This window comes from Nodosilinea sp. AN01ver1 (assembly GCF_050565655.1).
GTDB lineage: Bacteria > Cyanobacteriota > Cyanobacteriia > Phormidesmidales > Phormidesmidaceae > Nodosilinea.
In genome coordinates, this window is record NZ_JBNXVS010000045.1 from 29,514 (window position 1) to 51,831 (window position 22,318).

Below are 22,318 nucleotides of genomic sequence, written 5' to 3' on the forward strand. Positions count from 1 at the left end.
AATTCTTTGTCGCGCAGGCTTTTAGGATGGCTTGACCTGGGCGTAGCAGGCGTAGGCCTCTGGGTAGCGCCCCAAACGCTGCAGGGCCGCCCCCCGAAACAGCCAGCCCTGCGGATGGTCGGGTGCGATCGCCAGCACCTGCTCGGTCATCGCTAGCGCCTGCTCTGGCTGCCCTAAATGGATCAGACACACGGCCTGGTAGACCAGCACCGATACCGCCTGGGGGCAAACAATAGCGGCTTCTTCAAAGCAGCGCAGCGCCCGCTCGTAAGCCCCGGCATTGGCCAACGTTTCTCCCTCGCTGTACCAGCGCTGGAACGAACTATCCTGCCAAGACGACAGGGCAACTGCCTGAGGGCTAAGGCCGGAGGGGGTGACTGGGGCAACGGTGGGCTTCATAGCTGGCAAATCACAACAGAACAACCACAGCATTCCCTCTGGCTGACTCAAAGGGCCAACCCTCAAAAATGCTCTAGATCAAACGCAGGGAGCGGCCCGAAGTCAAACCTGTCTCTGGGTTTATCGCTGGGGCCACCGCTGCGCTTAACCTCAATTCTCAAGAGCATAATCGGTCTGCCTGACGAGAATTCTCTGGCTGTCGCATAAGTTTACGTCTGCTCCAAGGCCGCCTAGATCCCGCTACCGTAGTATCCAGGTCTAGCGCCTCAGCCGGGGCGAAAGCCAGCCCAAACGCTGATTAAAACAGCCCCCGCGCTGGCGCGGTCTACAGCCGCACACGAATTCATACAGACCAGAACAGCTGAAGAAACCTTGCGGTGTGTAAAGCAATGTTACAAAAATGACGTCATGACAGCATACTGGCTTGACGGTCGCCGATATCCCGTTTAGGGTGTCTACATACCCGGGTTACCCCTATTTAGAAAAGCGCTATGGAAGAGCAAAAAGCTACCAAGGTCACACTGTATTTACCTCCTGACCTGCATCGTCAGTTAAAGATTCGCTCTGCTGTTGAGGGCGAGGCCATGTCTTCCATTGCTAAGCGTGCGATTGATTTTTATCTGGCTCACAGTGACGTAGTGGCCGAAAGTTTAGAGTCTTCCTTTGGTCAAACCCATCGTGTTCATAGCTGCCCAAGCTGTGCGTCGTCGGTGGTAATGCGAGAAGGCGAACTGGTCGAAATAACCCAAATGGTTGGTGCTTCCCAGGGCAGTGCACTAAATTCTGCCGTTGTCCCTGAGGTTGCTGCCAGCACTGGTTCCCGTGAAGAAGGGGAATTGGTTGTTTGCTAGGTACAGATTTAGCTGGCCTGGCTGTAGTTCACTTAGACAGTGCTGAGACAGTATTCAGACAGCGGTCCAGACAGCGATTTAACTGCCCCGTAACCTGAGAAGGGATTTGGTCATGCGAGAGGATTTGAACGTACTAGTACAAGCCCAATATCCTCTGATCTATCTGGTCACTTTTGAGGAAGAGCGGGCAGAACAAACCATCGCCATGGTGGCTCGTCATCTCTCCAGGGAGCAAGACGTTAAAGGGCCTATGCGGCTCTTCACCTGGACAATGACTCGGGGAATGGTTGAGTTTGGCAACCAGGGTACGGGCACCCAAAACAACAACACGGTTTCTCCTGAAGCGGCTGTGGAGTGGGTGATTCGCCAGCGCGAACCCGGTATCTTCATCTTCAAAGATTTGCACCCTTTCAAAGATTCTCCCGCCGTCACCCGCTGTTTGCGAGATGCGATCGTGTCTCTCAAGGGCACTCGAAAGACTATCGTGCTCATGTCTCCCGTGCAGGAGATTCCCATTGAGCTAGAGAAAGAGGTGGTGGTCCTCGACTTTCCACTGCCCAATATGTCGGAGCTCGACGAAGTTCTCTCGACTGAAATGAACCGGGCTCGCGGCAGCAGCATTTCTACCGAAGAGCGCGAGAAGCTGCTGAAGGCCGCTCTGGGTCTAACCCGTGATGAGGCTGAAAAGGTCTATCGCAAGGCGCGGGTGATGGCTAAGCGTCTGACCGCCGAAGAGGTGGACATTGTTCTCTCAGAGAAGAAGCAGCTCATTCGTCGCAACGGCATTCTAGAGTTTATGGATGTTGATGAAACCATCAACTCTGTAGGTGGTCTGGAAGAACTGAAGCACTGGCTCAAGCAGCGCTCCGACGCATTCACCGAGCGGGCGCGGGAATACGGTTTGCCCCAGCCCAAGGGCATGCTGATTCTGGGTGTACCCGGCTGCGGCAAGTCGCTGATTGCCAAGACGACGTCTCGACTCTGGGGGCTACCCCTGCTGCGCCTCGATCTGGGTCGCGTATACGATGGCTCCACGGTGGGGCGATCGGAGGCCAATCTGCGCAATGCGCTGCGCACGGCTGAGTCAATTTCTCCCTGCATTCTCTTTATCGATGAGATTGATAAGGCTTTTGCCGGTGGGGTCGGCTCCTCCGACTCAGACGGCGGCACCTCTAGCCGCATCTTCGGTACCTTCTTGACCTGGATGCAGGAGAAAACCTCTCCGGTGTTTGTGATGGCTACGGCCAACCGGGTTGAGAAGCTGCCCAGTGAGTTTCTGCGCAAAGGTCGCTTTGACGAAATCTTCTTTGTTGATCTGCCCAACGCCGAAGAGCGCAAAGACATTTTTCAAATCCATCTGCAAAAGCGCCGTCGCGACATTGAGCGCTTTGACCTCGATCAGCTGACTAAGGTCTGTGATGGGTTTTCGGGAGCTGAAATCGAGCAAGGACTGATTTCGGCCATGTATGAAGCATTTGCCCAAGGACGTGAGTTCACTCAACTCGACATTATTGCGGCGATTCGAGCTACGCTGCCGCTGTCGAAGACTATGAGTGAGCAGGTGACTGCCCTGCGGGATTGGGCCCGCCAGCGCGCACGTCCGGCGGCAGCCTCCGTCGCTGAATATCAGCGGATGGAGTTTTAACAGGCTTTCCTCCCGGCGGTATCCGGGGGAAGGGCTAGCGTTTAGCTAGCAGTTAGTATCCAGCTAGCCACGGGCTATCTGGTTTGTCTCTCTCAAACCTCGTTGTCTCTCTCAATTTCCCTACAGGAGGAAACACCATGTCTCACTTCAGCACCCTTCGCACCAAAGTGACCGATGCTGAGATTCTCAAGCAGTCTCTGGCTGACTTGGGTATTGCTACCAAGACCGAAGCTGATGTACGCGGTTACAACGGCCAGCGCGTGCGCGCCGACCTTGTCGCCGTTCTGGATGGTGAGTACGATCTGGGTTGGTCTCGTAATGCCGATGGCTCCTTTGATCTGATTGCTGACCTCTGGGGTGTGGCTAAAAAGCACAACCAGACTGAGCTGATCAACTCCATCAACCAAAAGTACGCGGTCAACAAGACCCTGGCTGAGGTTAAGCGTCCTGGCCTGCAGAACGCCAACGTCAAGCTGGTGCTTCAGTAAGCCCGTATCGCGTTCCCTAATGTGGGGTGGCTAGCACGCGCTAGCCACCCCATTTTTTGTATTTGCCCACTTTTTATGTCTGCTTTTGTGGTGTTCTGCCACAGAGCCAGACTACACTGACGGAGAGGTTAGTCTTGAATACCAGCTGTGTCTGGTACAAGGTGCCTGCTCAGAATGATTGCCCCAACCTGGGGATCGCGTGGTTTAGCCTGGTATGTCCCCCATCAGCCCGTCTGATTTGTCGGCCCTGCACAAGCTGCTGATTGCCTGTGGTGACTATGCTAGCCAGCAGTCTCAGCAGTCGTTTCAAGTATTTGAGAAGGGAGTCGACGACTACGTTACGACTGTTGATCAGCTGCTAGATCAAAAGCTGCTGGCCGGTATGCAGGCGCTTTTTCCGGCAGACGGTATTGTGACTGAGGAAAATCGGGCCACCGCTGAGCAGTTTCAGCAGGGTGATGGTCAAGGAGGGCGAGAGGGCGATCGCCCCCTATGGTTTGTTGACCCTATTGACGGCACCGATGACTTTATTCAGGGCGGAGACCACTACGCGGTAATGGTGGGGAGAGTGGTGGCGGGATTGCCCCAGGCAGGCTGGGTCTATGCTCCAGTCAAGCAGCGTCTGGTTTGGGGTGGCCCGGGCTGGGGCTTGTTTGAGCAGACGAATGGTGGCCATTCGACCCCGTTGATCCCCAAGCAGCCGCCCTTTGATCCTGAGCGGGGTTGGGCGATGGTAATTGGCGATAAGGATGAGCGGCGGTTTGGTGCTGCGATCGCCCAGCGTTTTCCCAGGGTCGAGTTCCTCTCTTTGGGCAGCTTTGGCCTCAAGGTATTGGCGGTCATCACTGGTCAGGCGGGCATTTACATTTACCTCAACGGACGGGTCAAGCTGTGGGATACGACCGGCCCCCTGGCCCTGGCGCAGGCGGCCGGGCTAGTGTGCTGTGATCTGGCAGGGCGACCCATTCGCTTTACAGAACCCGATGTCGCTCCCCAAACGCTGATTCACCAGCAGCCGATTGTCGTAGGCTGGCCCAGCTATGTGGAGGCGCTGCTGTCGCCCCTCAGCCAGATTGCAGCTGCGATTGGCCTGCCAAGAGAGGGCGGCTGATTCGGTCTGCTCTAGGTTTCTGGGTACCATGGGAGGGTACCTTGTCATCGCTAGTCTGGCTCCACCAGTCCTGAGCGTCACCCTTTCACCATGCCTTCTATGCAAGCCGACACGCTGAGCGAACTGTATCCCCTATTTCAGGCTGCTAGTCCCGAAACCGTTGATTGGCTCCTATCTGTAGCTACCCATCACGACTACCCCGCCGATCGCGCGGTGGTGATGGAAGATGCCTGGGGCAATGCGGTTTACTTCATTGAGGCTGGCTGGGTAAAAGTGCGCCGCCACGCCGAAGACAGCTCTATCACCCTGGCGGTACTGGGCAAAGGCGACTTCTTTGGCGAGATGGCCATTCTAGACGAGTCTCCTCGCTCCACCGATGTGGTAGCCATGACCGCCGTCAAGCTTATGAGCATATCGGCTCAGCGGTTTATTCAAACCCTGTTCAAAGATCCTCAGCTGCACCACCGGCTGCTGCAGCTGATGGTGCAGCGACTGCGTCAGACCAACCTGCGGTTTCAGTTGCGCCACCAGCCTCCCGCTGTCAAGTTAGCCAACACCCTAACGGCCATTCAAACGGCCTACGGCGAACCTGTGGAGGATGGGGTTGAGCTATTTAATATCCCTCGCAAAGATCTGGCCGACCTGGCCGATATTACCTCCGACGAAGCCGAAAAGATTATGGGTAAGCTGGCCGAAAAAGGCTGGATTGTGGAGGATACGGCGCGATCGGTGCTGCGGCTGAAAAACATCCGTCAGCTGGCGCATCTGGCCGGGCGGCTGTGAGGTTTTTCCCAAGCTTCTCTAAATTTGTAGAGATTGCTAAAGTTACCCAACCCCTTCGGTTCTCCGTGGTAGGTTGTCATCAGCTACCCGACGTAGTTCACTACCCCGGAGACTGCTATGCCACTACAACCTCCTTCTCCTCCGTCCATTAGCCCCAGCCAGATGACTCTGCTGCGCATTGTGTCTACTATGGCCTGGAGCGACGGCCACCTCGCCGATGAAGAAGTCGGCGTGATGCTAGACCAGTTTAGCCACCTGTTTGCCAGTAATCCTGGTCAACAGGCCGCTCTGCGTGACGAGCTGCGCGACTACTTGATGCAAAACTTGCCCCTCGAAGAGCTAGTGCCCAAGCTAACCAGTGCTGATGAGCGAGAGCTAGTGCTCAAACTCGGCCACCAGGTCATCAGCTCCAGTGCTCGCACCCCCGGCGAAGACCCGATCAATGCAGAAGAAGCGGATGCCTACAGCCGTTTGGTGTCGTTACTCAACCTGCCTGACGATGTGGTGAAGCGGGTTGAACAAGCAAGTGGCCAGCCCGCTGCCGACAACAACAACCTGATTGAGCAGCTGACGGCAGAACTGAAGACCTTTGTGGATGAGCATTAGGCTATCAGGCACTCATCTCCAGCATGCGCTGAATCGGTTTGAGAGCCTGCTGCTGTAGCTCGGGGCTAAGGACAATTTCGGGCTGGCGATTTTTCATCGCTAGGTAGAGCTTCTCAAGCGTGTTGAGCCGCATGTGAGGGCATTCGTTGCAGGCGCAAGTCGCCGCTGGCGGGGCAGGAATAAATACCTTGTCTGGAGCCTGCTTTTGCATCTGGTGAATGATGCCAGGCTCTGTAACCACAATAAATTCAGATTTTGCGCTCTGCTGAGCGTGCTTAAGCAGTGCTGTAGTCGAGCCAATAAAGTGGGCATGGCGCAGCACCGCCTCTTCACACTCGGGGTGAGCGATAACATCTGCCTCTGGGTGAGCGCGTTGCAGCTGCACTAGCTTCTTCTCAGAAAAGGTTTCGTGAACCATACAGCTGCCCTGCCACAGCACCATATCTCGACCCGTTTGCTGTATGACGTAGCGGCCCAGGTTGCGATCGGGGGCAAAAATAATTTTTTGGTCGGCGGGCAGCTGCTGCACGATGCTGACTGCGTTGGAGCTGGTGCAAATGATATCGCTCATGGCCTTAATCGCCGCTGTGCAGTTGATGTAAGAAATCACCAGGTGGTCGGGATGGGCGGCTTTAAAGGCCGCAAAGGCATCGGGGGGGCAGCTATCGGCTAGAGAACAGCCGGCGTCGAGGTCGGGCAGCAGCACCTGCTTCTCGGGGTTGAGAATTTTTGCGGTTTCGGCCATAAAGTGCACGCCCGCAAAGACGATCACGTCGGCGCTGGTAGTCGCGGCCTGCCGAGACAGCCCCAGCGAATCGCCAATGTAGTCGGCGACATCCTGAATGTCAGACTCCTGGTAATAGTGGGCCAGAATAACGGCATTGAGCTCGCGCTTGAGGGTCTCAATGGCTTCAACGAGGTTGTGGGTTGGCAGCGTGGCAGCAGGCGTTAGGGTGGTGAACACGATAGTAGACAGGCCGAAGACTAGTGCAATTCGAATTATAGTTCAATTCACCAAAACTCGCCATCAGCCCAATCTGCTGCATTCCAGCGATCGCACGCAGATGCCAGGCGCAATCCAAGCGCAGCAGGCACCTACAGGCTTTGAGCGGAGGCCTGGTATCGCGCTGAGAACGATAGCTATCAATCAAATAGAGGGTCTGAGATAAGACTTAGCCCAATGAGGAAGAGGCCAGACTAGGGCTTACTCGTGGACTGTGACCGTTAGATTCAGCGGTGGCCCGCTCGACGTTGAAGCGGTAGCCCACATTGCGCACCGTTTGGATGATGTTGGGCTGTCTTGGGTCAACCTCAATTTTTTTGCGTAGGGAAAGAATGTGGGTGTCAACGGTTCTGGGATTGTCGATCGCGTCAGGCCAGGCGCGGCGCAGAAGGTCAGTGCGGCTGAGGGGCGCGCCCGCCGCCTGGGTCAGCACGTACAACAGGCTAAACTCCTGGGGCGTGAGATCGATGTAGTCGCCGCGAAAGTTGACTCGCCGCTGCACCAAATCGATATTTAAGTCGCCGTAGGTCAGTGATGCAGGGGCGCTCATTAGCCGCACTCGTCGGGTCAAGGCCTCCACTCGGGCTAAAAACTCCTGCATGCCGAAGGGTTTAGTGAGGTAGTCGTCGGCCCCGGCCCGCAGCCCGGTCACAATGTCGGTTTCGGTATTGCAGGCAGAAAGAATCATGATCAGCGGTTGCCCCTGGCTGTGTAGCCACTTGCACAGCTCTACCCCATCACCGTCGGGCAACTGCGAGTCTAAAATCACTAGGTCGGGCTGACGATGCTGAAAGACGTCGCGGGTGCGAACTATATCTGACGACTGAAAAACTCTGTAGCCAGCCTGCTGAAGATGCCAGCCTAGGAGCGATCGCAGATGGGGGTTTCCCTCAATAATCTGTACAGATACAGAGCCCACTGAATTTCGTCATAAACGGCAATTTTTATTTGCTAAACATAGCAAAGCCCTTCGGGGGGTTTTGTAGCTAGGGTTACCCAACTCTGAGGTCGGCTACAGGCCTTTAGCGCCCATCAAGGTGACAAAACGTCACTAACGGTAGTCAACTAACTATTTATAGATCATTACTTTGCATAACTTAAATATAGTTTTGCTTTCGAAAAGAAGTAGCTTTGGAAAGCCTTTAGAGAGGCTAAAAAAAACAAAAGAATGAATTTTAGTCAAATTCCTGAAATACCATCAAAACCTCGATGTACAGGTCAAAAGAGCCAGCATGCAGGGGGTTAAACAGGGTTTTTGACCTAGGTATTATAAATATCAACCGCGTCGTTTCTAATCATGACTTTGACCCAAGGCTATATCCTTGTGCTCGATCCGGAGCGTCGTCACCATGACGACGCTCACTCTCTGGCGACCAACCTGCAATATCCTGTGTTTGTGGCCAGTTCCACCGAGCAAGCGGTGACTCGGGCTAGCCAAACTCCCCCCTGTCTGGTCATTTTGATGGGCAACAATTTTCAAGCCTGGTCGCAACCGTTGGTCAATCAACTGCGGCAGTACAGCCGCTCTCCCGATATGACGATTGTGGCGCTTACCGATTCAGCCAGTCCCCAGTGGAACTATAGCGAAGACACACCGGGGGTAGACGGCCTGCTGGTACAGCCCCTCAGCATGGAGATTTTGCGATCGCTCGTAGAGTCGGCTTTTGCCCGCAGCATTTGCCAGTAACCGAACTCAAAAGACTGTCTTGAGAGCAGTTCTTAGGCCGCTATTTCTAACCCACAACTACCAGATCTGACCTGGAATCAGCATTTGCCAGACCAGCTGGGTATGCTGAAATTAGGTTAAGAGAGAGCCTTCATGCTGCCCAAGGTTTTGCCCGAAAGTCGAGTTCAGGTATTTAAATTTTGGTTCAATGGCGCTCTGCAAGACGGTACTCACTACGCCAATGAACTGTACTATCGAGCTTTAACCGTTGAAGCCGACAAACGAACTCGTTTGTACCATTTAGCCTGCAAGTTCTCAGAACAGCAGGCCGGGGCGCTGGTTTCGATCGCAGACGATCAGTGCAGCCTGTGGATTAGCCTACGCAGTCAGATGATGGCGGCTCAGCTGCTTCAGCAGCGGGTGGCTGGGTTACCCCGGCCTCGGCTCTAGCCAAATGCCTCAACATCAGCGCCGAGCCAAGCCAACTCGCCCTGCTCAAAGCAGCCTTTAACCTCAAAGGTAGCTGGGTCAAAGAGTGTGAGATTGGCCTGATACTTCGCTGCCAGCAGCCCCAGGCGGTCATCTACCCCAATCGCCCGAGCTGGATACAGCGTCGCCATCCGCAGGGATTCCGCGAGGGGAATGCCCACCTGGTGCACGCAGTTGGCCACCGCTTCCATCAGCGTTAGCGCCGCCCCGCCCAGGGTGCCGTCGGCTGATACGCATTTGCCGTTGCGATAAAACACCTGCTGGCCCCCGATAACAAACGACTCTAGATTGGTGCCTACCGGCGGCGTGGCATCGCTGACCAAAATTAAGCGGTCTTGCTTGATGGTCCTGGCCAGGCTAACAGAGCCGTAGTGAACGTGATGACCGTCTACGATAATGCCCGCATAAATGTCGGGACGGCTAAAGACAGCGCCCACTAGCCCCGGGCTGCGCCCCTGCCAGGCCGACATGGCATTAAATAGATGCGTCACCATGCTGACGCCTGCCTCAAAGCCAGCCAGGGCGGCTTCAAAACTGGCGTCTGTGTGCCCAGCAGCCACAGTAATGCCCGCCTGGACCAGCTGTTGAATGTACTCTGAGGGCACCATCTCGGGCGCTAGCGTGACCAGCTTAACTACCTCTGGCCCCGCCTCGGCCAGGTGGTTGACCATTGCCCCGTCGGCGGGTCGGACATAGGTTTTGTCGTGAATGCCGCTGCGGTTTGGGTTGAGATAAGGGCCCTCTAAGTGCAGGCCCAGCACCCGCTGGGGGTGGCGACGGCGGTACTCGGTCACGATCGCGATCGCGGCCTGCATCGCCGCATCGGAGGTGGTAATTAGCGTAGGCAAAAAGCTGGTCGTACCGCTCCGCAGGTTGGTACGGTGCATGGTGTCGAGAGTATCGGCGGTAATGGCATCATTAAACATCACACCGCCGCAGCCATTCAGCTGGAGATCGATAAAGCCGGGTGCTACTGCCCATCCCTGGCCGTCTAGGCGGGGTAAATTGGGGTCGAGGTGAGCGACGGGCACCAGGTCAACAATGTTGGCCTGCTCTACTACGAGGGCATGGTTTTGCAGAACTTGATGTCCGGTATAGAGGGTACAGTTGGTGAGAGCATAGCGAGGATAGCGGGCCTTCATGGCGAGGCTAAAACTCCTGGCATTTAGCTCTGGCGTAACCCCATCTGTTGTAACCCTAGAGGACATGGTGATGCTTCGTCCCTTTCATGTGGCGTTTCCAGTGTACGACCTGACTAGCACCCGTCACTTTTACGAAACAATTCTGGGCTGCTCCGTAGGACGCACCTCCGATCGCTGGACTGACTTTAATCTATTTGGTCACCAGATTACGGCCCATTTGGTAGATGAAGCTCAATCTGCTGTCCCCACTAACGCCGTCGATGGGCACGGGGTTCCGGTCAGCCATTGGGGGGTAATTCTAACCCCAGCGGAATGGCAGACCTTAGCCGATCGCCTGCGCCAGGCCCAGGTCAAATTTCTCATTGAGCCTTACCAGCGGTTTGTAGGTCAGGTGGGAGAACAGGCCACCCTCTTTATTACCGACCCTAGCGGTAATGCTCTGGAGTTTAAGTCCTTTGCCCAAGACGAGAGCATTTTTGCCCAGTCTGAGTAGCTCCGGTACCTAAGTCGAGCGCCGGGCTACTTTTATCGCTGCCACCGCTGTCCACGGTAGATGCCCTCGATTGTATGAGCGGGCGTATCAGCGGCGTCCTCAGATTTATCGACGGACGCAGTACTGGAGTGAGACGATCGGTAGCGGATGCCGCGATAGGTTAGTTCGTAGCCGTTATCAGCCTCATTTACAGCGGCCTCTGCCCCTTGGTGTGAGGTTGATGCTGCAATTTCTTTTGAAATATCTGTCGAACCGGGCTTAGCTGGGGCACCGGGTAGAGTCGCATCGGTGGCGATCGCCTCGGGCGGAGCAATCTCGCTAGCTTGGGCAACCAGTTCGCTGGCCCGAATCTGCCGCTGCAGCGCGTAGAGAGCGGTTAGGAGTCCTATCAGCAGCACCTGCCATGGGGCTTCCACTAGCCCCACTATCACCAGCCCCAGAACAGAGACAATCCCCACTGCGGTAGCTAACAAGGTAATAAACGCCATAGGTCTCTCTGACAAAAGGCTGCACTGAACGCTTCAGATAACCCTTACCCTACCGGAAGCACCTAGGCTTGTCATCTGCCCATTCAATAGTTCGTAGGATAGTAGACCTAAACATTAAAGCCCTGTAGCTATTGCTACAGGGCTTTGAATTATCACTTTTGCGATACCCCCAGGGGATTCGAAACCGCTGACCCTTGCCCTGCAATATTTGCCCTGTAAGGGTTTCGGGCTTTGCTGGTGCTAACGTGCCTAAATAGTAGCCTAAATTAATGCCTTGATACCCTCAGCAATAGGGCAGAATTCGAGTAGGTTTCTAGGGCTATTTTATGAGCGCGTTTAATGCAGCGACCCATCTTCCTCCTTCCGTCAACAGCTTGGAAAGATTAGCCGCTTGGGCGAATGGAGCACTCTACAAGCTATACAAAAATGAAAAGTATCAGGAAAGTGATGCTAGTCCGCTGGTGCCCATTATTACGGCTCAAGATGGGTTGGCAGCCGACAAAAAAGAGCATGTGATTTTCCGTCTTAGTCTTGTTTTAGATGATGACTGGAGAACGTCTACCAACCCGTTTTGGGCGGAAGCGCAAGACTTTACCACTGCCCCCATCCCTGACGAGTTCTTGCCATAAAAGGTAGAAATGGGGCCTGAATTAGTAAACGTTGGATCTGAGTACGGGGGGCTAGTCACCCGGGCAGAATACGAGCGCATTCTAAACGAGCGCATTCGTAATAACTTCAGAGCCAGCCCCGCGCCATCGTCTCCCGTTCCCTATGAAAGTCGCGTTGTTAATGTCAATGGTCAATGGGTTAGCCCTGAGCAACTGACCCAACTACGCAACGAAGCGATCGCAGAGACGCGCCGCCAGGCCGCTCAACCCGGAACCCCTGTCACTCCTTACGAGCAGCGAACAGTAAACGTTGGTGGGCAGCAGGTTACCCCTGCCCAGCTCACGCAAATGAGGGATGCAGCAATTCGGGAAACGTGGAGGAATGCAGCATCCCCCTCCCAGCCTCCACGGAGCAACCTTGGGCCCCTCAACTCGTCAGCATTGCCTGGTGGTGGCGGATCGCTAAGCACCCCCATCAACCGGGGGGCAGTGCCTACGGCCCCAGTTAACCTTGCTCCATCAAAGACTTGGACAGCTTTACCACCGCTAGAGCCTGCAACCAAGCCCCCAATCGTGCGAATGCCACAAGGCGCTGGCGGTAATCTTGGGCCTGCGTTGGGAGCACTGAGCACGGCATCACAGCTGCCTGGTGCAACTAGGCAAGCGTTGGGCGATGCTGGAGCGGCTCTGGGCGGCGCTTTCGATGCCGGGCGAAACTTGAGCATGCCGGGCATCGCTGGCGCTTTGGCCACTCCATTTACGGCCCCCGCAGCTGCGGCTGGAGTCGTATCCAATATCCCTAAACCGGCTGGCGTTCCTGACTGGGCCTGGCCATTCCCCGACCCACCCGATCCCTCGGCCCTCGACCCCGCCGCATTAGCAGCAGGTCAAGTCATCTCGCCAGGCGAGCCACCGCCTTTTCTGGGCGGCCAAAGCGATGGTGTTTGTTATCGAGTCACGGCCAAAAGTTCTCAAGGAGAAACAGTAACCTTTAACACCCGAGGCCCTGTAGGAGGTGTTAGAGGTATTGCTGTCTCAGGCGGTGGCAGACTGGAGGTTTACAGCCGAAGCGATGCCCAATTCAACCTTAACGGCGGCTGTTTCGCCACATCTACAGCGGCATGGAGATATACCGGGGTCGGAGGTACTTTTTGGGCACCTCCAAACACGGTCTCTATTTCTTCAGTAACGCGGCATGATGGACAGCCCGACACAGGCGGTAATCCACCAGGCGGCACGGAGCCGACACGAGCCCCCAACCCGGCGAGACAACTTGCTGGCACTGGGCCGCGCACTCTCCCGCCTCCCACGGAGGATGACGCTCCCTCGGATCTTCCCTGGCCTCAAACCCCAACGCCACAACAACCTAGCCCTTTAGACCCGGTTAACCCAAGCGAGGCCACCGACACGCCCCCAGGATTTAGCCCATTGCCATCGGGCGAGCCTGATTCAACAGACCAGACGGACGAGACACCGACAGAAGAGTCTACCCCCGATAATCCCACCGAGAAACCCCCTCGCCTGAGCCCGACGATTATCCCTATCGTCATCGGTGCTGGGGCGGGCATTGGCATAGCCGCGCGATCGGGCTCTTTCAGCGGCGGTTCCCCCTTCCTTTCCCCGGTCAATCGCAGCAACAGCACTGGACTGGTTTCAACGCCGGTTGAAATTCCGTCTGGTAGTCAGCAACCAGTCCTTACCCCTAGCGGGCCTCAAATTGGGACGCCACCTAGCGACAACCCTAATGTTGAGCTGAATACTCCCCCTGTCACACAGACTCCCAACATCTCTGATAGCTGCTGCATCCCACCACCTGATCCAGAAATCCTCAAACGCCTGGAGCAAATCAAAAAAGGGATCGGTGTCGATGGTCTACCGGCCTCAGTGGTCGATCAGATCGCCAAAGACAACCCCGGCCAAATTCAGATCGGCTCGCTGGCTGAGCTTCACCTCTGGCAAGTGCAGCAGCTTGACGGGGTGCTCGGTAAATGGCCAGTCGGTATCCCCATTCCCACCCCCGCAGGCACAACCACCGTAGGGATGCCCAACGTAGCTGAGGCTATGGCCGAAGTGGTGGGCATGCTGGTGAGCCAGCAGGTCACCGCCGCCCAAATCCTCAACACCAGTAGCCGCGCTATGGTGCAGGCCGGGTCTGCCACCCAGCAGGCACACCTGGCCAACCAGATTGCCCAAGCTAACGCCGATTTTCTGGGCTACGAGAGCCGCCCCAGCGCCGTCGATATGCCCCTGACCTACAGCCCAGGCAAAGACTTGTCAGACGGTTTGCTGAACGAATCAGTGGCCAAAGTCAAAGGCTTTCAAAACACCGACAACACCGATATAAAAGCGATTCTGGCCGAGCTGCTACAGGCAGCCGCCATTATTCGCGCCGTCTACTGGCGACGGGTTGACCCCAAAGGTGATCTCAAAACCCAGCTTCGGCAGAACGTGCGCGGCCAGGGTGACTTCCTCGACCAGGCCGCCGCCGGTGACGGAAATAAGAGCGACTGGGAAGCCTACCTCAAGCAGGTAGAGGAAGGCTTTAAGGCCTTCACCGGCGAAGTCAACCCCTACGGACGCCCCCCCGAGGAAGGCCCCAAAATCAAGGATCGCAGCCCAGGAACTGAGGATAAAAAATAGCGTATGGCGTTCACATTGACGGTGGGGCAGCTCTACAGCCGCACAACACGGCTGCAGGTTGGGGCCAGGGCCGGGGCCAAAGGGTTTCTAGAACGAATTACTCAAGCCGGGCGACAGATCGCTAATTTTGTGACCTGGGGCAACCTGAAAGGCTTTCTGATCGGCGCGGCTCTGGCCCAAATTCCCACGCTGATTTTCTCGCTAACCAACCTCTGGTCGATGTTCACCAGTGCAGCCATCGAGCTGTACTACTTCGATTGGAACATTCCCGACGATCGCATTGACCAGCAGGCGAAAAGTCGCTGGCAGGCCTACGGCGGCATTTTGGGCGGCACCGCTGGCAACGCGATCGGTTTCTTTGCCTGTGGTGTGGTGCCCGCCAGCTCGCTGTTTGCCTTCGACGAGCGCCTGGCCAGCTACGTGCTGAAAGAGGTATCAGAAGAGGCTTTCGAAGAGCTGACCTTTGAGGTGGCCTACGTGCTGCGGCTCTCCCTGCGAAACCTGGCCCGCCAGTCGGCAGGGTGGCTCTACAAGGGGGCCAGACGGTGGCTAAAAGACCCCAAAAACCCCATTGGCGGGTTGCTCTTTGGGTCAAATGCTCAGAAGGTACGCGAAACCTGGGGCGAGGCCAATGCCCCCAGCTGGAGCTTTGCCCAGGCCGTAGAGGAGAAAATCGAGAAAATTCCTAGCCAGTTCTGGCAAAACTTCACCGAAGAGCTGATCGAAGAGGCGATCGACGCCTGCATTGAGGCCGGTTACGTGGTTTCCAACTCAATCGAAGGGTATTACGCTCAGCAGAAGCTGGCCCAGACCCTCAACCGGGAAGCACAGCGCGTGGTTGAGGTTACCCCCAACCGGGTCAATGAGGCCGAAAAGTTTGTGTTGGCAGGGCCAGAGAGCGACGTTAGGGCTCAGCTGACTACGGTGCTCACTACCCACCAGATGATCGAAGATCGAGACGTTGGGCAGGTCATTGGGCAGCCGCTGGACGAATACATCAGGGCACGCCCCCTAGACGGTCTGAGGCTGCAATTCAAGCTCTACAGCCTGAAGACTCCCCCCTATTCACGGCGAGGTGACAAACGCCTAGTAGAAGTGGTTGTAACCATTGCCGATATAGATCGGGCCAAGCTCGATTGGGATCGGCTAAGGCAAGTTTGCGGCGGGCCTAACGGCTATCTATGGGGCCGCTTTAGGGCATCTGCTCGCCTCGATAATGGTTGCACCCTCAAAGTTTACGGCGGTACCCCAGACGAGGCTGAAGACCGTTTACGAGCATTCCTCTCCCTCAGTAGTGCTGAAATTAAAACTCTCTCAGTCACTGAAGAGAAAAAGGAGGCAGAACGCCTTGTAAATCCAAGCATGTTCAAGGATGTTACTAGGGTCTACCCCGGTCATGTCAGCATCATTAATCGCCAGAGAACGCTTTATTTAGACCGGGGTAAGCCTAGTCGGAACGGCAATTTCATCGACAAACGTGCCCGGTTTGACCTTTGGCGATCGGTTCAGCCACCAGATTTTGAGGATCGAGTCAGAGAGCTGCTCCGGCGGGCTGACTCAGCAGATACTGCCTCTCCCTAGCTAATTGGTCTAAAACCCACTCTGGAGTCTGCCCGGTTTCTTGGGAGAGTCGCCTAACCAAATTGCCGTAGGGTCTATATTCTACTGGGCGGCCAAATCGTGTTTTTCTGCGCTTAATTGCGCGTCTAGATCTAGTGCTCAATCGAGGATACAGTAACAATTCCATAAATTTTTACGGCTCTCATTTAGCCCTGTGCAATGACGACTATCAATTCATGTTCTATCGTACTTTCGAGTATAACCATCTGCGTAAATACACCTGTTGACAGATTCAAGGGATAGGCTAGAGTGCTTGGTGTAAGCGGTTTCTAGGGCTTCTATGGCGTCTGTTGTACCTGGCACGGGTGGCACTATCAAATCGACAACTGCTGAGGGGCAGGCTCACGAGATATTGAGCTTTATTGCCCTCAAACAATTGTCTGAAGTTACTAACCCAGGGCAGGTAACAAACGTACTGTCTGGTCACGACCAACAGGCACGGTTATTTAATGGCACCTATCAATTTTCTGTTTCTCAGATAATCGATGGGAGCGGGAATTTAACCCTAAGCGTTAACTCCTATCTAGTGGGAGCGGGTTTTCAGGTAGGCACGGGTGGCACGTTTAAGGGCAATAGCCCTGAAAAGTACGCCCTAGAGGTGTTGATGTTTATTCAAAACCTGGAGCGTGACCCCACCAAAAACCCCAGCTCTAGAAACTATGTTACCGGCACCTACAACAGCGACACGGGCCTTTATCAAGGCTCATTTAGTCTGCCCTGCCTCTTTAATTTAGATGCAGCCACAGGCGTTGTCAGTTACGGCGCTGACCCCTACTTACTCTGATTAGGAGACTCCTTCAATGCCTGAATATACTCGCGGCTCATTGCGTGACGTTCTCACCTTCGTTCCCCTCAACACCATCTTTTACTACGGCTGGAAGACTGTAGATTTGGCGGCTCGAACTGGTATCAGCCTGGCAGACATCAAAACCCAGCTGGGCCACATGACGGCGGTTGAGGCCGACGCTGGGGCCAACCGAATCATGGTGACCGGGGCCAACTCTCCCAAGCCCGCCCGCGTGGTCAAGCGCGACCCGACCGCCCCCATCAGCCAGCCCAGCAGCACCAGCACCTATGTGGCCTATAACAAGCTGGCCGCCGCGTCGGCTGGTGGTTGGTCGCTGGCCAAACCTGCTCGCGGCGTTCGCCTGACCGCCAACGTAGACGGCAAACGGTCGATCACGGCCATTGCGGAGTTGAGCAACGGTGCTCTCTATGCCTTCCCGTTGAGCCGGGTAGACTTCGACCGGGCCGGGGCTACTCTGGGCCTGCAATCGGCGGCACAGATTACCACGACATTAGAACGCTCTGCTCTGGTCACCGGCAGCCGCACTAAGCCAGGCCGTTGTTCGATTGAGGATAACGGCGGCGTGTTCTCGACCTACTTCGCCACCGATGCAGAAGAGGCGGCGATCGCTGCTGGCTACAACATCGACCGCACCGAGTTTGTCGAGTATGGAGCCCCTGTAGCACCGTAATGACTGGTCTCATCCTCCCCGGTACGCTTGAGTTTTCGCTGGCCTTGGCCGAGATTCCGCCCGTTCCCACTTGGCGGAAAGAAGCCGAGCGTACCAATGGGGAGACCTATCTAATTTGCCGGGCCGGTTCCCTGGGCCTGATGGAAGCTGTAGATCGCCAAACTTGGCTGGAGTATTGCAATGACGGAGAGCTCGACGAGCGACAAGACGAAATCGACGCCCACGACGACGCGCTCGAAGGCGTCATCTTCTGAGGCTGAGGCAGCCCCAGAGGCCACGGCAGCCGCCCCAGAGCCAGAGGCAGACCCTAGCGACTGCTTTCCCCTTTTTGTACGAAAACTGAAAGGTTTTGGGGCTGCCCTGGAGTCGATTCAGGCGGCCCGCAAAGAGGCGAAGCTGCCCAGCCTCAACCCGACCGATTACCGGGTCATTCCGGGGCGGCCTGGCGGTATCCCCTTCTCCTTCCCGGTGCAGGTGGTCTATAGGCCTGGCGACCCCAAAGAGCGCAACCTGGGCACGTTTCGGGTCGGTCGCTAATGCCGTGGCAGACCCTGGGCACGTTGGCCCCTAAGCTCAAAGCGTGGCGATCCTATACCGGGGCCACGCCCAACAGCACCGGGGCCGCCGTGTTTCGCGTAACGCCTAAGAATCTTGGGGTGGGGGTGATCTTCAAGAGTTACGCCCTGGTCAGGTTTCGCACTACTCAGGACGGGCTACCCGTCTACACCAAGGCCAGGCGAATCTACCCCAGAGCTGAGACCTTGGTTATTGATGCCGAAATCCCCCGAGAGCTGCGCGGCGGTGGGGTGCAGTGGTGGCCAGAGGTTAAGAAGTGCGTCTATCGCAATTTTCGGGGCCGAAACCCAGAGCCGTCTTACTTAATCGAGATTGAGCACCTGGTCAGGGCCGAGACGCCCCCCATACTGGCCGCCGACAACGACACCATTCCCTATGCAGACCGTGAAGATACGACGGTCGATATAACCGATGTCCTCAACTTTGATTAATGTTGGCACCGAGGCCAACGACGGCACGGGCGATCCGCCTAGAACAGCGTTCTCGAAGGTTAACGCCAACTTTCAGGGCATCGACCAGGCTCTGGTGGCCACCGAGACCACGGCACAGCTCAATGACCGCGATACGGCTAACCGTGCCCGCGCCAACCACACAGGCACCCAAACCACCAGCACGATCGCCAATTTCGCTAGCGAGGCGGCGGCGGCGGCCCCAGTGCAGTCGGTAGCAGGCAAAACGGGCGAGGTGTTGCTGGCAAAGGCCGATGTGGGGTTAGGCCAAGCGGACAATACCTCAGATATTGACAAACCCCTGTCTACGGCTACCGAGGCTGCTTTAGGTCAACTAGCCAGCTCTACCCAGGCCGCGCTAGATCAAAAGCTGGAAGCTGGCGATATCGCTGCATTCGAGACGAATGCCCAGCTCGACGCCAGAGACACCGCCAATCGGGCCAGGGCCAACCACACTGGGGCTCAGGCCATTAGCACGGTTACGGGGCTACAGACGGCGCTGAATGCCAAGCTTGAGGCATCTGCTATTGCCAGCTTTGAGACCACAACTCAGCTCAACGCCAGGGATACGGCTAACCGGTCTAGGGCCAACCACACGGGCACGCAGCCAGCAAATACCATCGAAGGGCTGTCGTCGGTGGCCACCAGCGGAGCCTACACCGACCTGTCGGGGCGACCTACCGTGCCCTTTGGTTTTACCTATGACCAACAGGTAGAGCCGATAGCTCCCACGGTTGGGCAAACCTGGCGCGAGCGTAGCGTAACGGGGCTAATTGTCGAAACCTGGCAGTGGGACGGCACCTACTGGGAGAAGCCCGCGACTGAATTTGTCACGCTTTTTGATTGGGCAACGCAAATATCTGCCACGACGGGCACGTACGGCAACCCTATGGGTTTTGCATATAAGTTGTTAGGTCATAGACTCAATTGTGCTTTAGCAAGTGAGCCACAATCAGGGAGTGATTACTGGGAGTTTTACGGCTTAAATGGTGGCTTAATCTTTGACAGCAGAACTTTGGCGGGGCTGACAACGAATGCTGTAAACACGTATGTATCAATGCTTGTGGCACCTTCGATCCATGCCGCTGGGGATTTGCCAGGATCAGCTATGAGAGCACTAAGGCAAGGATCGGCAGGGTTAATCAGGAGAGGCGGGTTAATAGCTTTATACAGACGGATACGGGCATGAAAATCTCTGTTAGGGGCTGCATCTTTGATGTGGTTGATGGGCAACCCGATTTTGCCTCTCAGTTTCCAAATAGCCAGGCGACTCAAGACGCGCTGCAAGCGGCCTACGACGCGGGCGACTGGGAGCCCTACGAGCCGCCCCAGGCCGAGCCGGAGCTGCTGCCCCCCGACTGGCCCGCCTTCCGCCTGGCCCTGCTTCAGTCAGAATCGTTTAGAACGTGGTCAGAGACTCTACCGGCGACCTGGCGGGAAGATCTGAAGATGGCGGCGCTGGTGGCCAATGCTGAGGCGCTACAAGCGACCTATGACCACTGCAAGACTTTGAATCTACCGGGCCATGTGGCCGCGTCAGGGTGGCAGCAGATAGCGACTGAGCACCGAATACCCGTGAAGTTCTAATGCCTGAGCAGCCCACTACTCACCGGCTCACCCTCCACTTTGTAGAGGGGTTTGGTGATCCTGTTTGGGAGAAGCTGGATTACGAGTTGCAAGCCCCCGATCACAATACGGGCGAGTGGATTTTAGGCCGCAGCCCCACGGCTCAGCTCACGCTCAACCTGCGCACGATCAGCGCTCGCCATGCGGTGATCAGCTACTCCTACGCCAACGATTGTTGGTCGATTAGCGACCTGGGCAGCGAAAACGGCACCTATCTCAACGGCAAGCGGGTTGCACCGCCCAAGCGGCCTCAGCCCATAACGATAGGAGACCGCATCGACCTGGGGCCACGGGCCAGAATTCAGGTGGTAGAGAATGCCCAAGACACGGTGCCAGAGCATGAGCTGGGGCCGCCGACAGTGGCCAGCACCACACCGATAGAGACGACCCCACCGGCACCGCCAGCACCAGCGCCAGCACCAGCGCCGCTGCCCCACCAGCCCAAAACCCAGTGGGACTCTCTTTATCTGGCGTTTGAATGGTTGATGAGTGGCACCAGTATTGCCGATCGTCTCTATCGGCTGCTGGTGTTCGGCGGGCTGGCCGCGCTGGTGGTATGGCTCATCTCTGTTTTGTTTGGATGAAGTCAGGGTTTTGTACGAAATCAGTGCAGTGCTCTGGGAAGACTCTAAAAAGAGCACTGGAGGGGCGATGGCAGTCTTTTGGGTAGTAATTTTGATTGGCGGCTTTTGGCTATGGGCACGGAGCGAAACCCTTAAGCGGCAGAGAGTAAAACGTGACAAGTACTCCTTCATTAGCGCCCCCGTTCGCACTAGGGCACAGCCAATCAATCTTCAATCCCAACACGCAGCGACAGCATTAGGGATTTTCTTTCTCACTTCCACTTTTTTGAGCGTTTCGACTAATGGCTACACTCAACTGCCTCAATTCACGGCGCTAGGGAATTCTGGTGAGGGCACGGGTTTTGGTCAGGTGGATGAGCGAAATTTGGCTAATTTTCCGCCACCAGATGCTTACCAGGAGGTGGGTGGAACGGCCTCGGCAGTGACCTTTATCAACGGTTCTCCTGATAGGCTCACTATCATCTTGACTAAGGACACTGGCGAACGTGTAGAGCTAAAAATGCCAGCCTGCAAAGAGTGCACACCGTACAGCCGCGACAACTCACCACCTTATGGTGCTGTCGGCACGCCGATCACATTTCAGATTCCACCTGGTAGCTACAAAGCTAGGGGCCATTTCTTTGGAACCCACAACACCAAGGGCTTTCAAAGTGATTGGCAGTTGGCCCAGGGGTGGGAGTATCGCAGCGTTATTTACACGTTGGATGAGGTGCATCTCTACTAAAAAAGCCCTCAGGTGTGGATGAGGGCTTGGTAGCGATCTTATTCGTCGTCTCCAGGGAATCTCATTCGTTCCTGGGCAGCTTTCGCTCTTTCCTTAGATTCGGGAGTATCCCAGTAGGCTTCGCGCCTGGCCCAGCTGGCGCGAAGCTCATTGTTTCTCTCAACGGCACTGCGACGGCCTTCTGATTGGTTTTCGGTTGTCATGGGTTTACCTCAGTAGTTTTGAAAGTGATGGGTTTAGCGCGGTTCGTGAAACATCCAGTAGATGCCACCGACGATCGCCACCCCGGCAGCGGCCACGATGACGACCTTGGCGGCCAGGGCCAGGAATAGCAGCACCGACCCGTAGCCGATCGACTCATAGGGGTGGTGCTTTGAGTAGGCCCAGAGCCGTTGTGGGGTCTGAAGGAAAGACTGTAGGTAGGCCCTAAACATTGTTGCCCCCCTCTAACCAGTCAAAGGCGACGGTCAAATTTTGGCCAGCAGCTTCGGCCTGTTCCATCGCCCTGGTTTTGTAGTGGTTCAATAACGTATCGTGAGCGTCGAGCTGGATGGCGCGAATCTTGGCCAGCTGCTGGTTTTTCTGTGCCCCGATCGCGATCCGGTCTCTAAGCCTGAATAGAATCTCATCTCCAAAGGCGAGTAGAACGGCCAACACTCCATTCCAAATAATTAGGCCGATGGTGCCTAGTGGATCGGCCAAAATTGCATCCAGTCTGAAATCTGGTTGACTGACAAAACTAATCAGCGCCATAGCAGTACGTGTGTATTTTGAACTCGATTCGATAGGTGCGCTGCTCATGCTGTTTCCGAGACGCCATAGCGGGTTCAGGATCGCGGTTATGAGTGA

At 55.9% G+C, this 22,318-nt stretch carries 28 protein-coding genes; 21 read left to right on the plus strand and 7 right to left on the minus strand.

Translation table 11 applies throughout. From position 1 onward, the window contains the following. Positions 1-21 precede the first annotated feature (21 nt). On the minus strand, positions 22-399 hold the full coding sequence (locus ACQ4N7_RS24680) for a tetratricopeptide repeat protein (RefSeq protein WP_430714101.1): 378 nt from the start codon (positions 397-399) through the stop codon (positions 22-24). Between the two features lie 491 nt (positions 400-890). On the opposite strand from ACQ4N7_RS24680, the gene ACQ4N7_RS24685 reads away from it, so the two are divergent. The 6 genes from ACQ4N7_RS24685 (at position 891) to ACQ4N7_RS24710 (ending at position 5,883) form a co-directional block, all read left to right on the plus strand. After that, entirely contained in the window at positions 891-1,250 is a 360-nt protein-coding gene (locus ACQ4N7_RS24685; protein WP_430714102.1) for a hypothetical protein, read from the plus strand. A 112-nt stretch (positions 1,251-1,362) separates the two neighbouring features. Then, on the plus strand, positions 1,363-2,895 hold the full coding sequence (locus ACQ4N7_RS24690; protein ID WP_430714103.1) for a stress-responsive protein Ycf46: 1,533 nt from the start codon (positions 1,363-1,365) through the stop codon (positions 2,893-2,895). A 137-nt stretch (positions 2,896-3,032) separates the two neighbouring features. Further along, on the plus strand, positions 3,033-3,383 hold the full coding sequence (locus ACQ4N7_RS24695; protein WP_017299886.1) for a DUF1257 domain-containing protein: 351 nt from the start codon (positions 3,033-3,035) through the stop codon (positions 3,381-3,383). A 214-nt stretch (positions 3,384-3,597) separates the two neighbouring features. Next, on the plus strand, positions 3,598-4,494 hold the full coding sequence (locus ACQ4N7_RS24700) for a 3'(2'),5'-bisphosphate nucleotidase CysQ family protein (RefSeq protein ID WP_430714104.1): 897 nt from the start codon (positions 3,598-3,600) through the stop codon (positions 4,492-4,494). Positions 4,495-4,593: 99 nt separating this feature from the next. Next, positions 4,594-5,277, plus strand: coding sequence for a Crp/Fnr family transcriptional regulator (locus ACQ4N7_RS24705; RefSeq protein ID WP_430714128.1), 684 nt, complete (start codon positions 4,594-4,596; stop codon positions 5,275-5,277). A 117-nt stretch (positions 5,278-5,394) separates the two neighbouring features. Then, entirely contained in the window at positions 5,395-5,883 is a 489-nt protein-coding gene (locus ACQ4N7_RS24710; protein ID WP_430714105.1) for a TerB family tellurite resistance protein, read from the plus strand. 4 nt (positions 5,884-5,887) lie between these two features. Here the strand turns inward: ACQ4N7_RS24710 and nadA are convergent, their stop codons facing one another. Continuing rightward, a complete protein-coding gene (nadA, locus tag ACQ4N7_RS24715; RefSeq protein ID WP_430714106.1) occupies positions 5,888-6,847 on the minus strand; it encodes a quinolinate synthase NadA in 960 nt (319 codons plus the stop codon). A gap of 208 nt (positions 6,848-7,055) precedes the next feature. Then, positions 7,056-7,805, minus strand: coding sequence for a response regulator transcription factor (locus ACQ4N7_RS24720; RefSeq protein ID WP_430714107.1), 750 nt, complete (start codon positions 7,803-7,805; stop codon positions 7,056-7,058). Positions 7,806-8,183: 378 nt separating this feature from the next. Between ACQ4N7_RS24720 and ACQ4N7_RS24725 the strand changes: the two genes are divergently transcribed. Both ACQ4N7_RS24725 and ACQ4N7_RS24730 read left to right on the plus strand, forming a co-directional pair. Then, positions 8,184-8,573 carry a response regulator gene (locus ACQ4N7_RS24725; protein ID WP_430714108.1) on the plus strand — a complete coding sequence of 130 codons (390 nt, stop codon included), beginning with the start codon at positions 8,184-8,186 and terminating at the stop codon, positions 8,571-8,573. 132 nt (positions 8,574-8,705) lie between these two features. Continuing rightward, positions 8,706-9,002 (plus strand): hypothetical protein, encoded by a 297-nt coding sequence (locus ACQ4N7_RS24730; protein WP_430714109.1) that lies wholly within the window; start codon positions 8,706-8,708, stop codon positions 9,000-9,002. On the opposite strand, the gene nagA is transcribed toward ACQ4N7_RS24730, so the two are convergent. Further along, positions 8,999-10,183: an N-acetylglucosamine-6-phosphate deacetylase gene (nagA, locus tag ACQ4N7_RS24735; RefSeq protein ID WP_430714110.1), complete on the minus strand. Its 1,185-nt coding sequence runs from the start codon at positions 10,181-10,183 to the stop codon at positions 8,999-9,001. The two genes, ACQ4N7_RS24730 and nagA, sit on opposite strands and share 4 nt — an antisense overlap. A 64-nt stretch (positions 10,184-10,247) precedes the next feature. Here nagA and ACQ4N7_RS24740 point away from each other — a divergent pair, with 64 nt between their 5' ends. Continuing rightward, positions 10,248-10,676: a VOC family protein gene (locus tag ACQ4N7_RS24740; RefSeq protein ID WP_430714111.1), complete on the plus strand. Its 429-nt coding sequence runs from the start codon at positions 10,248-10,250 to the stop codon at positions 10,674-10,676. 32 nt (positions 10,677-10,708) lie between these two features. On the opposite strand, the gene ACQ4N7_RS24745 is transcribed toward ACQ4N7_RS24740, so the two are convergent. Then, positions 10,709-11,164 (minus strand): hypothetical protein, encoded by a 456-nt coding sequence (locus tag ACQ4N7_RS24745; protein WP_430714112.1) that lies wholly within the window; start codon positions 11,162-11,164, stop codon positions 10,709-10,711. 326 nt (positions 11,165-11,490) lie between these two features. Between ACQ4N7_RS24745 and ACQ4N7_RS24750 the strand changes: the two genes are divergently transcribed. The 12 genes from ACQ4N7_RS24750 to ACQ4N7_RS24805 all read left to right on the plus strand — a co-directional run bounded on the left by ACQ4N7_RS24750 (position 11,491) and on the right by ACQ4N7_RS24805 (position 21,469). Then, the gene (locus ACQ4N7_RS24750) at positions 11,491-11,793 is read left to right on the plus strand and encodes a hypothetical protein (RefSeq protein ID WP_430714113.1); all 303 of its coding nucleotides are present in this window, start codon (positions 11,491-11,493) and stop codon (positions 11,791-11,793) included. Between the two features lie 1,407 nt (positions 11,794-13,200). After that, a complete protein-coding gene (locus ACQ4N7_RS24755) occupies positions 13,201-14,412 on the plus strand; it encodes a hypothetical protein (protein WP_430714114.1) in 1,212 nt (403 codons plus the stop codon). Between the two features lie 3 nt (positions 14,413-14,415). Then, entirely contained in the window at positions 14,416-15,993 is a 1,578-nt protein-coding gene (locus ACQ4N7_RS24760; protein ID WP_430714115.1) for a hypothetical protein, read from the plus strand. Between the two features lie 391 nt (positions 15,994-16,384). Continuing rightward, the gene (locus ACQ4N7_RS24765) at positions 16,385-16,816 is read left to right on the plus strand and encodes a hypothetical protein (RefSeq protein WP_430714116.1); all 432 of its coding nucleotides are present in this window, start codon (positions 16,385-16,387) and stop codon (positions 16,814-16,816) included. Between the two features lie 16 nt (positions 16,817-16,832). Further along, positions 16,833-17,510, plus strand: a complete 678-nt coding sequence (locus tag ACQ4N7_RS24770; protein ID WP_430714117.1) for a hypothetical protein — start codon at positions 16,833-16,835, stop codon at positions 17,508-17,510. Next, positions 17,510-17,764, plus strand: a complete 255-nt coding sequence (locus tag ACQ4N7_RS24775; protein WP_430714118.1) for a hypothetical protein — start codon at positions 17,510-17,512, stop codon at positions 17,762-17,764. Before ACQ4N7_RS24770 ends, ACQ4N7_RS24775 begins: the two co-directional genes overlap by 1 nt. After that, positions 17,691-18,047 carry a hypothetical protein gene (locus tag ACQ4N7_RS24780; RefSeq protein ID WP_430714119.1) on the plus strand — a complete coding sequence of 119 codons (357 nt, stop codon included), beginning with the start codon at positions 17,691-17,693 and terminating at the stop codon, positions 18,045-18,047. Before ACQ4N7_RS24775 ends, ACQ4N7_RS24780 begins: the two co-directional genes overlap by 74 nt. Continuing rightward, entirely contained in the window at positions 18,047-18,517 is a 471-nt protein-coding gene (locus ACQ4N7_RS24785; RefSeq protein ID WP_430714120.1) for a hypothetical protein, read from the plus strand. Before ACQ4N7_RS24780 ends, ACQ4N7_RS24785 begins: the two co-directional genes overlap by 1 nt. Beyond that, complete coding sequence (locus ACQ4N7_RS24790) at positions 18,498-19,724, plus strand: hypothetical protein (RefSeq protein WP_430714121.1); 1,227 nt, start codon at positions 18,498-18,500, stop codon at positions 19,722-19,724. The genes ACQ4N7_RS24785 and ACQ4N7_RS24790 overlap by 20 nt, the downstream gene beginning before the upstream one ends. After that, complete coding sequence (locus ACQ4N7_RS24795) at positions 19,721-20,122, plus strand: hypothetical protein (protein ID WP_430714122.1); 402 nt, start codon at positions 19,721-19,723, stop codon at positions 20,120-20,122. The genes ACQ4N7_RS24790 and ACQ4N7_RS24795 overlap by 4 nt, the downstream gene beginning before the upstream one ends. Continuing rightward, positions 20,122-20,745: an FHA domain-containing protein gene (locus tag ACQ4N7_RS24800; protein WP_430714123.1), complete on the plus strand. Its 624-nt coding sequence runs from the start codon at positions 20,122-20,124 to the stop codon at positions 20,743-20,745. The genes ACQ4N7_RS24795 and ACQ4N7_RS24800 overlap by 1 nt, the downstream gene beginning before the upstream one ends. 28 nt (positions 20,746-20,773) lie before the next feature. Next, on the plus strand, positions 20,774-21,469 hold the full coding sequence (locus ACQ4N7_RS24805) for a hypothetical protein (protein WP_430714124.1): 696 nt from the start codon (positions 20,774-20,776) through the stop codon (positions 21,467-21,469). Between the two features lie 236 nt (positions 21,470-21,705). On the opposite strand, the gene ACQ4N7_RS24810 is transcribed toward ACQ4N7_RS24805, so the two are convergent. After that, positions 21,706-21,903, minus strand: coding sequence for a hypothetical protein (locus ACQ4N7_RS24810; protein WP_430714125.1), 198 nt, complete (start codon positions 21,901-21,903; stop codon positions 21,706-21,708). Beyond that, positions 21,896-22,318: hypothetical protein (locus tag ACQ4N7_RS24815; protein WP_430714126.1), on the minus strand; the 423-nt coding region annotated here is incomplete at its 5' end. The genes ACQ4N7_RS24810 and ACQ4N7_RS24815, both read right to left, overlap by 8 nt.